11 protein-coding genes are annotated in these 14,604 nt (G+C 44.2%); 6 read left to right on the forward strand and 5 right to left on the reverse strand.

Annotated elements, in window-relative coordinates; genetic code table 11:
- The 3 genes from KXJ80_RS20460 to KXJ80_RS20470 all read left to right on the forward strand — a co-directional run bounded on the left by KXJ80_RS20460 (position 1) and on the right by KXJ80_RS20470 (position 3,521).
- Complete coding sequence (locus tag KXJ80_RS20460; protein ID WP_218737473.1) at positions 1-597, forward strand: S1 family peptidase; 597 nt, start codon at positions 1-3, stop codon at positions 595-597.
- Between the two features lie 374 nt (positions 598-971).
- Complete coding sequence (locus tag KXJ80_RS20465; RefSeq protein ID WP_218737474.1) at positions 972-2,669, forward strand: hypothetical protein; 1,698 nt, start codon at positions 972-974, stop codon at positions 2,667-2,669.
- Positions 2,670-3,221: 552 nt separating this feature from the next.
- The gene (locus KXJ80_RS20470; RefSeq protein ID WP_109287664.1) at positions 3,222-3,521 is read left to right on the forward strand and encodes a type II toxin-antitoxin system HicB family antitoxin; all 300 of its coding nucleotides are present in this window, start codon (positions 3,222-3,224) and stop codon (positions 3,519-3,521) included.
- Positions 3,522-3,745: 224 nt separating this feature from the next.
- Here the strand turns inward: KXJ80_RS20470 and hipA are convergent, their stop codons facing one another.
- The 4 genes from hipA to KXJ80_RS20490 all read right to left on the reverse strand — a co-directional run bounded on the left by hipA (position 3,746) and on the right by KXJ80_RS20490 (position 7,710).
- Positions 3,746-5,047 (reverse strand): type II toxin-antitoxin system toxin serine/threonine-protein kinase HipA, encoded by a 1,302-nt coding sequence (gene hipA / locus KXJ80_RS20475; protein WP_218737475.1) that lies wholly within the window; start codon positions 5,045-5,047, stop codon positions 3,746-3,748.
- A gap of 3 nt (positions 5,048-5,050) precedes the next feature.
- Complete coding sequence (gene hipB, locus KXJ80_RS20480) at positions 5,051-5,287, reverse strand: type II toxin-antitoxin system antitoxin HipB (RefSeq protein WP_105253052.1); 237 nt, start codon at positions 5,285-5,287, stop codon at positions 5,051-5,053.
- 437 nt (positions 5,288-5,724) lie between these two features.
- Complete coding sequence (gene groL, locus KXJ80_RS20485) at positions 5,725-7,362, reverse strand: chaperonin GroEL (RefSeq protein ID WP_037414230.1); 1,638 nt, start codon at positions 7,360-7,362, stop codon at positions 5,725-5,727.
- A 57-nt stretch (positions 7,363-7,419) separates the two neighbouring features.
- Positions 7,420-7,710, reverse strand: coding sequence for a co-chaperone GroES (locus tag KXJ80_RS20490; protein WP_011071021.1), 291 nt, complete (start codon positions 7,708-7,710; stop codon positions 7,420-7,422).
- A 227-nt stretch (positions 7,711-7,937) separates the two neighbouring features.
- Between KXJ80_RS20490 and KXJ80_RS20495 the strand changes: the two genes are divergently transcribed.
- Positions 7,938-9,296 (forward strand): MATE family efflux transporter, encoded by a 1,359-nt coding sequence (locus KXJ80_RS20495; protein WP_037414232.1) that lies wholly within the window; start codon positions 7,938-7,940, stop codon positions 9,294-9,296.
- On the opposite strand, the gene KXJ80_RS20500 is transcribed toward KXJ80_RS20495, so the two are convergent.
- Entirely contained in the window at positions 9,293-10,282 is a 990-nt protein-coding gene (locus KXJ80_RS20500; protein ID WP_218737476.1) for a LysR family transcriptional regulator, read from the reverse strand. The two genes, KXJ80_RS20495 and KXJ80_RS20500, sit on opposite strands and share 4 nt — an antisense overlap.
- A gap of 128 nt (positions 10,283-10,410) precedes the next feature.
- Here KXJ80_RS20500 and KXJ80_RS20505 point away from each other — a divergent pair, with 128 nt between their 5' ends.
- Together KXJ80_RS20505 and KXJ80_RS20510 are read left to right on the forward strand one after the other, a co-directional pair.
- Positions 10,411-11,493, forward strand: coding sequence for an efflux RND transporter periplasmic adaptor subunit (locus KXJ80_RS20505; protein ID WP_088586155.1), 1,083 nt, complete (start codon positions 10,411-10,413; stop codon positions 11,491-11,493).
- Between the two features lie 3 nt (positions 11,494-11,496).
- A complete protein-coding gene (locus tag KXJ80_RS20510) occupies positions 11,497-14,580 on the forward strand; it encodes an efflux RND transporter permease subunit (protein WP_224021109.1) in 3,084 nt (1,027 codons plus the stop codon).
- Positions 14,581-14,604: the final 24 nt, after the last annotated feature.

A 14,604-nucleotide genomic window follows, 5' to 3' on the forward strand; every position in this document is an offset into this window, starting at 1 on the left:
ATGCAGAATTCCGTATTAAGAATTTCAAATCAGAGTGAAAATACATTAGGCACTGGATTTGTCATAAAAACAAATGACTCTGGCTCTTACATTGCCACTTGCGGGCATGTCATAAAAAACTGTGGAGAATCAATCTTAGTTGATGGTTTAAAACCAAGAATAATATCAAACACATATTCAGAAGGATTAGATTTAGCGATTCTATTCGTAGAAGGGTTAAATAGAAAAGCATTTGAAATTTCATTAAAAAAACCAAAGCTTGTTAAAGTTATCGGTTATTCAAGGCTACTAGACGATTGCAAAAAAGAAACTATAAACAATATAATAACTAAACATGATATTGAAATTACCACACAAGAATCAAAAATTATAAGATCAATTAAACTGTACCCAAATGAAAGTATATGCGAAGGATACAGTGGTTCTCCAGTTATTTGCGAAGAAAGTAATGGTGTTGTAGGAATAATTAACTTACAGGTTGGCGAAGATGAAAACTATGCTATAAGCTCTAGCCATTTACAAGAATTGTTTGACACCCCTATTGTTATTAATGATGAAAAAAATATTCAAAAAAAATCAGCATTAAATCAAATCTAACTGATTTACAAAAAGCTTTAATTAATCAACAATTAAAAAATAACCTTGAAAATGCATTAAGCTCTTTTACTACATTAAAAAATATTTGGGTAACACCAATCTTACATACTGAACCGGAGGATAATACTGCAGGTCAATGTAGCACTAGAGTTGATATTCTAGATATTATAAAAAGACCTAGATCAGTTATTATTAAGGCCAGACAGCAATATGGAGCAACATCTCTAGCTCACTATCTAATTAAATCTGCATGGGATCAAGAAACCCCGTCATATTGGCTTTATCTTGATTCAAGCAAATTAAAACCTCATCGAAAAGAAATTCATAGAATTGTAGAGAAATCACTAACACTATATGGATTAAATATTGATGATGTGGAATGTATTGTATTAGATGAATTTTCTACTTCACTAAAATGCGCAAGTAGTATTCTTGATGAGATTAGTTCTTTATTTTATGATAAAGCACTTCTAGTTATGTATTCAGAAATTGATAATCCTCTTTTATCTGAATCAATAAATCTACCTAGATCATTTGAAGAATTTCATCTTTGGGCTCTAGATCGTAAAGGAATAAGACAGCTAGTAAATAGCTACAATAAAGAAATATACTTTGATGAAGAAAATAGAGTTCTCAACAAAGTTGTCTCTGACTTAGATGCTTTAAACATCCCAAGAACACCACAAAACTGTTTAACTATTTTGAAAATTTCTGAAATTGGTTTTGATGATAGCCCTGTTAATCGGACTGAAATGATCCGACGTGTTCTTTATCTTTTATTTAATATTGACGATATACCTCACTACAAAACTAGACCAGACTTAAAAGACACCGAATTTACACTAGGTTACTTTTGCGAACAAATAATTAGAAACAAACAAGTTTACTTTACTAGAGATGGATTTATCCGTGATCTAAATAGTTTTTGCGAAAAAAATCAAATAGAGTTAGATGTTCATATAATTTTCGACGTATTGTATGCCAATAACATTATTGTAATGAGAGGGAATGAATTTTGTTTCAAGTTTACTTACTGGATATTTTATTTTGCATCACATCGAATGCTTCAAAACCCTGAGTTTTCAGAGTATATATTGGAAAACTTTAATTATGTTCACTATCCAGAACTGATTGAGTTTTACACAGGAATCGATAGAAGAAGAGATGATGCACTTAAAGTAATTATTAATGACATTCACAAAATTAGAATAATTGTAGAAAACAAATGCAATTTACCTGAAGGCTTCAATATTTATGACTTTGCAAAATGGCAACCGACTAATGAACAATTAAAGTTAATGCAGGATGAAGTTTCAAACAATGTTGTAGGATCAAACCTGCCTGACACAGTAAAAGATGAATATGCCGACAGAACTTATGATAGATCTAAACCTTTGAAGCAAAGTTTTCATACTATTCTAGAAGAGTATTCGTTACTGCGTTTGATGCAAGGCGCATCAGCTGCTGCTGTCGCATTAAGAAATAGCGATTATTCTTGTTTAGAATTACGACAAAAACTTCTAGATGAAGTTTTAAACAGCTGGAAATTACTCACGAATGTTCTTGTTGCTTTAGCACCTATATTAGCTCAGCATGGATATGCTGATGTTGAAGGAGCATTTTTTACTTTAAGTGATGATTTTAAAGGTGAGCCAGAAAAAAAACTTAATCAAATTGTTCATGCATTACCATCAAACGTACATGGATGGTATGTTGATAAGTTATTTTCTCAAAAGATGGGGCCATTAATTAAAAATAGATTAGAAATAGAAACAAACAATCTAGTTAGACACTATTTAAATCTAATTTTAATATCAAAAAGACCAAAAGACTGGGAAACAATAATAGAACAAAGCATAATCAGTGAAGATAAGAATTCATACTACTTACTGAATATACTTAGATGTTTAAAGTCAGAATATAAATATGGCTTTACCTCTCAAAAAAATGTTAATTTATTAGCAACATTCATAAAAATGGCAATAGCAAAACATCAACTAGGAATTAAAAAACCAACAGTAAAAAGACTTAATCAGATCCCAGACAATATATTACCTGAGAGGCATATATAGCGCAAAGATGGGACATATATGGTCACCTCGGGGTTAGCAAGGTCAATGTCCTATTTTGTTCAAATTCGAAAAAAAGGACAGGCATAACTCTTTTGAGTTTAACGAAAGATGGGACAGTCTAACCGAAAGATGGGACATCCATAACTCTTTTGGGTTTAACAGCCAACGCCAAGGCTACAGGAGTTCACCCTCCCCTCGGAGTTGCCGCAGGGCATTTGTGTTCGTTGCGTGAGCAAGGCATGGATGCCGAGATAGCGTCAGTCGAATCAGGGACGAGCGTCTGACGCGATAGCATAAGAACGCTTAATACCCAAGGGGTTTTCAACTCCGCTAGGGACGCCGAGGGATTTCCAAAAGGGGAACAGGCGCTTTTCCCCTTTTGGTCGGGTGTGGGGTGAAGCCCCACGACTTTGATTTAACTTTTATTTCTGCTTGGATTAACCAATCTAAAGCGCAGCACAAAATTCAAAAAGAAAAGATGGGACATCAAAGAAAAGATGGGACATCTATAACTCTTTTTACAATCACTTACCCACAATGAAGGTGATAAGAATGTTATATCCAATTGCAATTGAGACTGGCGACAGTAAACACGCTTACGGAGTGGTGTTTCCAGATATACCTAACTGTTTTTCGGCAGGCGATACTTTAGAAGAGGCGTTATCAAACGCAAAGGAAGCCGTTGAAATGTACTTAGAAGAATTGGCCGAGCGTGAGGAGTTACCACCAAAGGCTAGTGATCTGGCTACCTTGCAAAAGAATAAAGAATACCAAGGCTGGGCTTGGGCGATCATCGACGTTGACTTGGAGCCCTACTTAGGCAAGGCCGTCAGAAAAAAAGGACAGGCATAACTCTTTTGGGTTTAACGAAAGATGGGACAGTCTAACCGAAAGATGGGACATCCATAACTCTTTTGGGTTTAACAGCCAACGCCAAGGCTACAGAAGTTCACCCTCCCCTCGGAGTTGCCAAAGATAGGACATCCATAACTCTTTTGAGTTTAACAGCCGACGCCAAGGCTAAAGAAGTTCTCCCTCCAACGAAATTACCGCTGTGTCATAAGCTGTAGCTAGAGCTACACTTCCACATCCCTGACCTCGTCAACAAAACCAAGGTAACGTTCACATCTCGCTAGTAACTGGGTTTTGTAATGCGCCACAAATGATGCTTCATCTTCATCAAGGGGCGGGAGCATTAAAATCACCTCCGCTATTGCCTGCGGTATTCTTCGCGCCATTCTCGTTAAGTTACTGATTAATAAGTTTCTTGGTAAACCCAAGCCATCCATAAACGCGGCTAATTGATAGGCGTAAATGCTATTTGGCTCAAATTCGTCATCAATAGCCATCGCAAGCTGTTGTTCAAAATCCTCATACATAGCCACGTTGACCAAATCGTACCAAGGCGTTGGCTCCATTCCGCTTGGCGTCATAAAAAATGAGTAGTTTTTACCGTGTGCATCGGCATTGCCGGTCAGTAAATTGAATAGCGTCCATTGCAACATGTCTTGCTTAGCAGCCACGGGATTACCGCATTTTTCAGCAAGACTAAATAGCCTGTTAAAACTTACCCCTTCACGAATATCTTTAACATCGCGCCCCGTACCGAAATTACGTTCATATTTTTTGCTTACACTAAAACCAAGTGCTTGGCAGCTATCGACAATATGCCTTCTTAACACTCTTTGCTCGCTTGGTATATAACGTCTGTCAAAGCGTTCAACACAAAGGGCTTTGTAACTGCCAAAATGAACAATATCGACATTCGCCACATTCATTCCAATCACTTTGGCTAAACGCATCGTTATAAATTCATTGATCACTAAATGATGATATTTTTCGAATTTAACTATGTGGGTCGATGACAGCGTACCTTCGGCAAAGGCAAATTCTTTCCCGTTATAAAACAGGTTTAATTTAGGTTGAACACCCGCTACCGATAGTCGAGGTTTGCCGTCCCAAATTTCCATCGGCCACATTGTGGGATCTTCAATGCGTTGAATAACTTCTTCAGCCTTAATTGGCCGCAATTGTGTTTCAGGCAGTAAAGCCCCTTTAGGAACGAAAGCGATGGCACCTGCGGTATCGAGACCAATGGCGCGGATCAAGGCAAAGGTATTCCCCTTAGAGACGCCAAGCGATTCAATCAGATAATCTAATCCTTTGTTTTCTGGCAATAAGTTGACCAAAAACATTGATATTTGATTGCTCGTTCCTGTGCCATCTAAAGGAATCGTTGGGGATAGTGGAAATCCACTTTGCTGCCAGTCTTTGGTGTAATGCACGGCAAAGGTGTCGGTCGTCGCATCAAAGGATAATTCCCCGATAATTGAATCACCGAGGTGCATCTCTAGCGTAAGCGTTTTAGCTGTACTCATGGGTTAATACCAGCCGTTAGTTTCGGTGTCGCTGGTTTGAACCGAAACGATATCAATCCCCAGACCATCAAGGATTTTGAATACGGTTGAGATATAAACATCCTCACCCTTTTCAACTCGGATCAGCGTTTTTTTGGTTACGCCGCACAGCATGGCCGCCACATCTTGGGTAAGAGCAGCACTTTTCCTTCGTTCTTTAATTAACAAGCCGAGGGATTGTTGATTTAGCGGTGATGCCATTATCGTCTCCAAAAGTGTAACTTCATACACCTTAGCCTTAATAACAGTCTCATTCAATCAAAAAGTGTATATAAGTACACTTTTTGATTGTTGATAATGACAAGCCAACCAAAAGTGTACAATGTTACACTTTAAAAGCAATTTTTAGTGCTTAAACCCCAAAAAGTGTAGGTAAGTACACCTAGCTTGAAAAACGCCGCTTCCCCAAGTTACCAGAGCAAAAAAACAAAACCCCGACTCAGTTACTCGAGTCGGGGTTTTCATTTTTCTCTTACGAGAAGTTGGGTTTTAAGCGATTAAGCTAAAGACCGCAGATGCTTTTGCTAATCTAGCGCAGGAAAAATCGTTTTAGAGCAAGGCTTTTTGTTGCGACGTGTAGTGTTTTTCTACACGAGTAACAAAGTAACGCAGCTATAAACGATTTTAACCAGCTAGGATCACATCATGCCGCCCATACCGCCCATACCACCCATGCCGCCCATATCTGGCGCATCAGCTTTTGGCAGTTCAGCTACCATTGCTTCGGTGGTGATCATTAGGCCTGCGATAGACGCTGCGAATTGCAGTGCGCTACGGGTTACTTTAGTTGGGTCAAGAATACCCATTTCTAACATGTCACCGTAGGTGTCGTTGCCCGCGTTGTAACCGTAGTTACCGCTGCCGTTTTTAACGTTGTTCGCCACAACTGAGGCTTCTTCACCTGCGTTGGTCGCGATTTGACGTAGTGGCGCTTCCATTGCACGTAGGGCAATAACCACACCGTGTTTTTGGTCTTCGTTAGCTACTTCAACGTCAGCAATCTTAGAAGCTACACGTACCAGAGCAACACCGCCGCCAGGTACCACACCTTCTTCAACCGCAGCACGAGTTGCGTGCAGTGCGTCTTCTACGCGAGCTTTTTTCTCTTTCATTTCAACTTCGGTCGCTGCACCGACTTTAATTACCGCAACACCGCCAGCTAATTTAGCCATACGCTCTTGCAGTTTTTCTTTGTCGTAGTCTGAAGTTGATTCTTCGATTTGTTGCTTGATTTGGCTTACGCGCGCTTCGATTTGCGCTTGTTCACCGTTACCATCGATGATGGTGGTGTTGTCTTTAGTGATCACAACACGCTTAGCAGTACCTAAATCTTCTAGGGTTGCTTTTTCAAGCTCTAGGCCGATTTCTTCAGCGATAACAGTACCGCCAGTTAAAATCGCTACGTCTTGCAGCATGGCTTTACGACGGTCACCAAAGCCTGGGGCTTTAACCGCTGCCACTTTCACGATACCGCGCATGTTGTTGACAACTAGCGTAGCTAAGGCTTCACCTTCAACGTCTTCGGCAACGATCAGTAATGGCTTACCGGTTTTTGCCAGACCTTCAAGGATAGGTAACAGTTCGCGGATGTTAGAGATTTTCTTGTCTACTAACAGTACGAATGGGTGATCTAATTCAACGCTGCCGGTTTCTGGCTTGTTGATGAAGTATGGAGACAGGTAACCACGGTCGAACTGCATACCTTCTACTACGTCCAGTTCGTTTTCCAGTGCTTGACCTTCTTCAACGGTGATCACGCCTTCTTTACCGACTTTTTCCATTGCTGTGGCAATGATTTGGCCGATTGACTCGTCAGAGTTTGCAGAGATAGTACCAACTTGAGCGATCGCTTTTGAGTCAGCGCAATCTTGAGAAAGGTTTTTCAGTTCAGCAACGGCGGCAATCACGGCTTTATCGATACCGCGCTTTAAGTCCATTGGGTTCATACCCGCTGCAACGGCTTTTAAGCCTTCAGTGACAATGGCTTGTGCCAGAACAGTTGCAGTAGTGGTACCATCACCGGCGGCGTCGTTGGCTTTAGAAGCAACTTCTTTCACCATTTGCGCGCCCATGTTTTCGAATTTGTCTTCTAATTCGATTTCTTTTGCAACAGACACACCGTCTTTAGTGATCAGTGGTGAGCCAAAGCTCTTGTCTAATACCACGTTACGGCCTTTAGGGCCTAAGGTCACTTTAACTGCGTTCGCGAGAATGTTTACACCAGCCAGCATTTTTACGCGTGCGTCGTTACCAAATACAACTTCTTTAGCTGCCATATTGAATATCCTTTACATTTTTAATGATTAATTGGAATGTCGAATTGATGTCGTGGATTAACCTACGATGGCCATCAGGTCAGCTTCCGACAGGATCAAGACTTCTTGACCGTCGATTTTTTCTTTCTTAACACCGTAACCTTCATTGAAGATCACTACATCACCCACTTTCACATCCAGAGGTCTTACAGTGCCGTTTTCTAAAATACGGCCATTACCTACTGCAAGGACTTCCCCGCGAGTCGATTTTTCGGCGGCGCTGCCTGTTAATACAATGCCACCCGCAGAAGTTGATTCAACTTCTAAACGCTTAACGATTACGCGGTCATGTAATGGACGAATATTCATCTATGAACTCTCCTAATGATTTAATGCCCAACAATCGAGGCGATTTTGTGATGAAAAAGAGGAGGCATTTCCGCCTTCCCCTTTGATGTGTGTGATATGGGGTTAACCCCTGCCAGATCCAAGTGCCTTTACAAAAAAAAATTCAAATTTTTGATGTCGGTTTTTTCAAGCGGGCACAATCCTGCTAGAATCTCGCCTCCGCTCGCAAACAAGGCACTATTTTCCCCATGAAAGACAGACACGGGCTGCTTAGCGCGCCAATTGGTCGTGTACTGCTCAACATGAGCCTCCCTAACTTGATTGGCATTATGACCATTCTAGGTTTTAGCCTCGCTGACACTTTTTTTATCAGCCAATTAGGGACAGAGCCTTTAGCTGCAATCAGTTTTACCTTTCCGGTAACGTTAATTATTTCCAGCATTGCTATTGGGATTGGTGCAGGCGTTTCTACTAACCTTGGCAGGCTGATTGGCTCGGGTAATGCGCCACGTGCCAAGGTGTTTTTGCACGATGCGCTGCTGCTGACCTTTATCCTTATCGCCAGTTTATCCGCCCTTGGCAGTATTTTTATCGAGCCACTGTTTAGTTTACTTGGCGCCAATGAAACCAGCTTGCCACTCATTCATGACTATATGATGTATTGGTATGTGGGCGCGCCGCTGTTGGTGTTATTGATGGTGGGCAACCAAGGCTTACGCTCCACGGGCGACACTCGCTCACCAGCGATGATTATGATGCTGGCGGCGCTGATTAACTTAATCCTCGATCCTTTGCTTATCTTCGGTATTGGGCCTTTTCCCCGTTTAGAGATCCAAGGCGCAGCGATTGCAACCCTGTTCTCATGGCTTGTCGCGTTGTCGCTCTCGGGGTATTTGCTGATCATCAAGCGGCGAATGCTTGAGCGGGCGGTATTTGATATCGATAGAATGCGTGCCAACTGGAGTAAACTTGCCCATATTGCCCAGCCTGCGGCCTTGATGAATTTAATCAATCCGCTCGCCAATGCGGTGATTATGGCGATGCTGGCCCATATCGATCACAGCGCGGTGGCAGCGTTTGGTGCGGGCACACGCTTAGAATCGGTGCTGTTGATTGTGGTGATGGCATTATCATCGAGTCTCATGCCGTTTATTGCGCAAAATCTCGGTGCTGGCCAACCCCAAAGGGCGAAGCAGGCTTTGCTGCTATCGCTTAAATTTATCTTTGTATTCCAAACCTTACTTTATATTCCGCTGGCGTTTTTGGCCCAGCCACTCGCGAATTTATTTAGTACCGATCCGCAGGTGCTAGAGTGGTTAAGTTTTTATATTCTGGTGCTACCCTGCGCCTACGGCCCGCTGGGAATTGTGATTATCTTTGCCACGGCGCTTAATGCGTACCATAGGCCGATGAGTTCGTTAGTGATTAACCTGTGCCGCTTAGTGCTATTGATGCTGCCACTGGCGGCGCTGGGATCTTATATTGATGGCGTAAAAGGCTTATTACTCGCGCTCCCCATCACCAACCTCTTGATGGGGATTGCCTGTTATTACTTAGCGCAGCGGATTTGCGAGCCGACCAAGGTCACGACCGCCGACGCTATTTAGGCTGTGCTTTTTAGGCTAAAACGCACATCATTGGGTGGGAAGGGCTCCTCCGATGCCTTACAAACTCGGCGCACACTTTGCGTGCTGAGATTAGTTGGTACACCTTTCGGCGCCAGTTCTTTAATAATAAAGTCGATAAAGCGTCTGCTGGCCAAGCTTACATAACGCCTTGATGGGTAGGCCAAATAGTATTCGCCAGGATGGGACTCTATCTCAGGTAACAGGGTAATTAGCTGCCCTGAAGCCACAAAATCAGCCACAACTTCCGCAGGCGCATACACAATGCCGCGCCCTTGCAGAGCAAACTCTACCGCGACCTCGACACTGTTGGAGCAGAAATTCCCCCGAACCCGAACTTCCTGTTCTGCACCAATCCATAACTCATTAAAGATCTTGCCATTTGAGAGCCTAAATAAAGCCACATTATGGGACTCAATCTCCTGTGGAGTCTGCGGCATACCATGTTGCACTAGGTATTGGGGACTGGCATAAAAACGCAAATCCGTGGTGAATATCGGCCGCACCACTAAATCTAAGGTATCTAATGCGGGTTCGACCACAAAGGCTACATCGAGATTATTCTTCACCATATCAACAGATTCTGCGCTACTAATCACTTCAACCGTGAGCTTGGGATGCAGATCCATAAAACGAAAAATGGCTTGCATCAACACATTCATACTGTGGATAGGAAACATTTGAATGCGGAGATGGCCACTGATCTCAGCATCTTCGTTAATCATCTCAAACAGAGTTTCATCGAGCTGCGCCAAGATATTCTGTGAACGTTGGTAAAAATGGCTTCCAGCCGAGGTCAGCGTCATCGAGCGGCTCTGTCGGTGGAATAGCTTGATATTCAGCTCATCTTCCAATGCCTGTAAACGCCGACTCACGGTCGATTTTGGTAAGTTAAGCAAATCCGCCGCTTCAATCAAACTGCCGGTTTCAGCGATTCGGTGAAATAACGCGAGGTCCTCTGTCTTCATTTTTAACTTAATATCAATCTCATTATGTGGGATTGATAATCCCAAAGTATCCCGTTTATTGCAACAACTTTAGCTGATATCTTCGCGCCCCTGAAATGCTGATAAATTGTTATTGAGGACTCTCCACCATGAAAGCTTATCGACTTATTCCCTTGGCGGCGTTATTGCCAGCCCTGCTTACAGCCTGCACGCCAGCGGAAAGCTCGGTACAGGCGAGTGTCATCAGACCCGTAAAACTGTTTGAGGTTGCCAAACTCGAGGGCGGAGATTTTAGAACCTTCCCCGCGCGGGTGAGCGCCAATAGTCGTGCAGAATTGTCCTTTCGCATTTCTGGGCAACTTACAGAGTTGGCGCTGGTAGAGGGGCAAAGTGTTAACCAAGGTAGCCTATTGGCTAAACTGGACGACAGGGATGCCTATAACAATTTAATGACCCGCGAAGCAGACCATGAACTGTTAGCGGCGGATTTTCAGCGTAAAACTGAACTCCTAAAGCGTAAATTAATCTCCCAAGCCGAGTTTGATAGCGCCCAAGCACAGCTTAAATCGGCCAAAGCCGCCTTAGCTGCCGCCCGTGACCAGTTAAGTTATACCAAGCTTATCGCCCCTTTTAGTGGCACTGTGGCCAAACGTTTAGTGGATAACCACCAAATTGTGCAGGCTAATCAAGGAATATTAACCCTACAAAACAACCATTTGCTCGATGTAAGTATCCAAGTACCCGAGTCGATGGCCGCGGGTTTAAACACTTATATCCAGCAGCAAAAGTTTGTCGCTAAAGTGCGTTTTAGTGCATTAGCAGGCATGGAGTTTGATGCGAAATTCAAGGAGTACTCCACCCAAGTCACGCCCGGCACTCAGGCCTATGAAGTGGTGTTTTCCCTACCACAACCCAAGGATATTCAATTACTTCCAGGGATGAGTGCTGAATTAACCCTGGCCTTAATGAAAAGCCCAGACCAAGCAGCATCGGCCATAGTGCCAGTCACCGCTATCGATAAACGCGATCAGGATGGCCGAGTCCAAGTGTGGGTCTATCAAACGCAATCGGGCGAAGTGAAACCCGCTGCTGTCACCTTAGGCCGAGTCACCAGTGAAGGGGTTGAAGTGCTTGGCGGTATTAATAATGGCGATTTAATTGTCAGTGCAGGTGTATCCCAATTATCCGACGGGATGAAAGTCAAACCACTACGCTGGCAGCGCGGAGTTTAATCCATGAATATTGCTGAGTATTCAATCCGCCACAAAGTCATCAGTTGGATGTTTGTATTACTGCTACTCGTGGGCGGTAGTGTGAGCTTTACCGGTCTTGGGCAGTTAGAGTTTCCCGAATTTACCATTAAAGAAGCCCTAGTGATCACCGCCTATCCGGGTGCATCGCCAGAGCAAGTGGAAGAAGAAGTCACCCTTCCCCTCGAAGATGCCTTACAGCAGCTCGATGCGGTTAAGCACGTAACCTCCATTAACAGTGCGGGTTTGTCGCAGATCCAAATTGAGGTCAAAGAAACCTATGACAAAACGAGCCTGCCGCAGGTGTGGGATGAAGTACGTCGTAAGGTCAACGACACCGCAGGACAACTGCCTCCCGGTACTAGCACGCCCAAAGTCTATGACGACTTTGGCGATGTGTACGGCATTTTGTTTAATCTCTCAGGGCCTGACTATAGCAACCGCGAATTAAGCAATTATGCCGATTATTTGCGCCGCGAACTGGTACTGGTGCCTGGGGTCAAAAAGGTTTCAGTTGCGGGCAGCGTAACTGAGCAGGTTGTGATTGAAATATCACAACAAAAACTCTCGGCACTGGGGTTAGATCAAAGCTATATCCACGGCCTGATTAACAATCAAAACGTGGTCTCCAACGCGGGCAGTTTAGTGGTGGGCGATAATCGTATTCGCATCCATCCCACCGGAGAATTTAGCAGTGTGCAGGATCTCGCGCGTCTGATCGTCAGCCCGCCCGGCAGCACTGAGCTTATCTATCTTGGCGATATTGCCCATATAGAAAAAGATTATGATGAAACCCCTGACGTGCTCTATCACAACCGTGGCGAAGCCGCCCTCTCCCTTGGGATTTCCTTTTCAAGTGGCGTTAACGTGGTTGAAGTGGGTAAAAGCGTTAGCGAGCGCCTTGCCGAACTGGAGTCACAGCGCCCAATAGGGATGAGCTTAGACACGGTTTATAACCAAAGTTTGGCGGTGGATGACACAGTAAATGGCTTTTTGATCAATCTATTAGAATCGATTGCCATCGTTATTGCCGTACTCTTGCTGTTTATGGGTTTACGCTCAGGCTTATTGATGGGGGTCATCTTACTGTTGACCATTCTCGGTACTTTTATCGTGATGAAAGTGCTGGGCATTGAGCTGCAACTGATCTCCCTCGGCGCGCTGATTATTGCTTTGGGCATGTTGGTCGATAACGCCATTGTCGTTACCGAAGGCATTTTGATTGGTCTGCGTCGTGGCAAGACTCGCCTTGAAGCCGCCAAACAAATTGTGTCGCAAACTCAGTGGCCACTGCTTGGCGCCACCGTTATTGCGATTATCGCGTTTGCACCGATTGGCTTATCGCAAAATGCCGCGGGGGAGTTTTGTCGCTCACTGTTCCAAGTGTTGATGATTTCCTTATTTATCAGTTGGATTACCGCGATCACCCTGACGCCTTTCTTCTGCCATTTGCTGTTTAAAGATGCCCCCGCAGATGAGGAAGAGCAGGACCCATACAAAGGCTGGTTTTTTAGCATATACCGCGCGAGCTTAACCTTTGCCCTACGTTTTAGAATCGCCAGCATTTTATTAGTCGGTGCCATGCTCGTTAGCGCAGTGATTGGCTTTGGTCATATCAAGAATGTGTTCTTCCCAGCATCTAATACGCCTATCTTTTTTGTCGATATTTGGATGCCAGAAGGTACAGATATTAAAGGCACTGAACGCTTTACCGCCGATATTGAGCAGCAGTTACTCAAGCAAGCCGAGGAACAACATAGTGGCTTAAAACACTTAACAACGGTCATTGGCCAAGGTGCGCAGCGGTTTGTGTTGCCCTATCAACCCGAAAAGGGCTATCCCGCCTATGCGCAGCTCATTATTGAAATGGCAGATTTAGCCTCCTTAAAAGTCTATATGCCAGAGCTAGAAACCTTTTTAAATCAGAGATTCCCTCAGGCACAGTTCAGATTAAAAAATATGGAAAACGGCCCTTCTCCCGCCGCGAAGATTGAGGCTCGCTTCTACGGTGATGATCCCGAAGTACTGCGTGCTCTAGGCGCTCAAGCCGAAGCCATCTTCCATGCGGAGCCGAGTATGGACGGTATTCGCCATGACTGGCGCAACCAAGTGACTTTAATTCGTCCGCAATTAGAAAATGCTCAAGCAAGGGAAACGGGGATCAGTAAACAGGATCTGGATAACGCACTGTTAGTTAACTTTAGCGGCAAACAGATTGGCCTGTACCGTGAAACCAGCCATTTACTCCCCATCGTTGCTCGCGCACCCGCCGAGGAGCGTTTACAGGCGGACAGCCTGTGGAAACTGCAAATTTGGAGTAGCGAGCACAGCACCTTTGTGCCAGCAACGCAAGTTGTAAGCAGCTTCGATACTCAATGGGAAAACCCCTTAGTAAAACGTCGCGATCGGATGCGGATGTTAGCCGTTTTAGCCGACCCTAAACTGGGTAGCGATGAAACCGCCGACTCAGTATTACGTAAAGTCAAAGCTAAGGTCGAAGCTATCAGCTTGCCTGCGGGTTACCACTTAGAATGGGGTGGCGAGTATGAAACGGCGGGCGAAGCCCAAACTGCGGTATTTAGTTCAATTCCACTGGGTTACTTAGCGATGTTTTTAATCACAGTGTTCCTGTTTAACTCGGTACGCCAGCCGTTAGTGATTTGGTTTACCGTGCCATTGGCCTTGATTGGGGTATCGGCGGGATTATTGATTTTCGACGCGCCCTTTAGCTTTATGGCGCTGCTGGGACTACTGAGTCTATCGGGCATGGTGATTAAAAACGGTATTGTATTGGTTGACCAGATAAACCTCGAACTCAGTGAAGGCAAAGCCGCCTATTTAGCTTTAATCGATTCCTGTGTCAGCCGCGTTCGCCCTGTGATGATGGCGGCGATCACGACCATGCTCGGGATGATACCTCTGATCCCCGACGCCTTTTTCGGCTCCATGGCGATCACTATCATCTTTGGTTTAGGTTTTGCGTCGCTGCTGACCCTTATCGTGCTGCCAGTGATGTACAGCTTGGCCTTTAACATCAAACCGAATGCAGTGGCGAGCGAGAAACACTAGCCCGCCACTCCCCCTAAACGCTTC

The organism is Shewanella xiamenensis, assembly GCF_024971755.1.
In the GTDB taxonomy this organism is placed as follows: domain Bacteria; phylum Pseudomonadota; class Gammaproteobacteria; order Enterobacterales; family Shewanellaceae; genus Shewanella; species Shewanella xiamenensis.

What these genes read in the sequence shown, in the direction of transcription:
- KXJ80_RS20490 (WP_011071021.1), bottom strand. Translation starts at nt 7,710, where the DNA reads ATGAATATTCGTCCATTACATGACCGCGTAATCGTTAAGCGTTTAGAA.
- groL (WP_037414230.1), bottom strand. Translation starts at nt 7,362, where the DNA reads ATGGCAGCTAAAGAAGTTGTATTTGGTAACGACGCACGCGTAAAAATG.
- KXJ80_RS20510 (WP_224021109.1), top strand. Translation starts at nt 11,497, where the DNA reads ATGAATATTGCTGAGTATTCAATCCGCCACAAAGTCATCAGTTGGATG.
- hipA (WP_218737475.1), bottom strand. Translation starts at nt 5,047, where the DNA reads ATGAGTACAGCTAAAACGCTTACGCTAGAGATGCACCTCGGTGATTCA.
- KXJ80_RS20500 (WP_218737476.1), bottom strand. Translation starts at nt 10,282, where the DNA reads ATGAAGACAGAGGACCTCGCGTTATTTCACCGAATCGCTGAAACCGGC.
- KXJ80_RS20460 (WP_218737473.1), top strand. Translation starts at nt 1, where the DNA reads ATGCAGAATTCCGTATTAAGAATTTCAAATCAGAGTGAAAATACATTA.
- KXJ80_RS20495 (WP_037414232.1), top strand. Translation starts at nt 7,938, where the DNA reads ATGAAAGACAGACACGGGCTGCTTAGCGCGCCAATTGGTCGTGTACTG.
- KXJ80_RS20505 (WP_088586155.1), top strand. Translation starts at nt 10,411, where the DNA reads ATGAAAGCTTATCGACTTATTCCCTTGGCGGCGTTATTGCCAGCCCTG.
- KXJ80_RS20470 (WP_109287664.1), top strand. Translation starts at nt 3,222, where the DNA reads ATGTTATATCCAATTGCAATTGAGACTGGCGACAGTAAACACGCTTAC.
- hipB (WP_105253052.1), bottom strand. Translation starts at nt 5,287, where the DNA reads ATGGCATCACCGCTAAATCAACAATCCCTCGGCTTGTTAATTAAAGAA.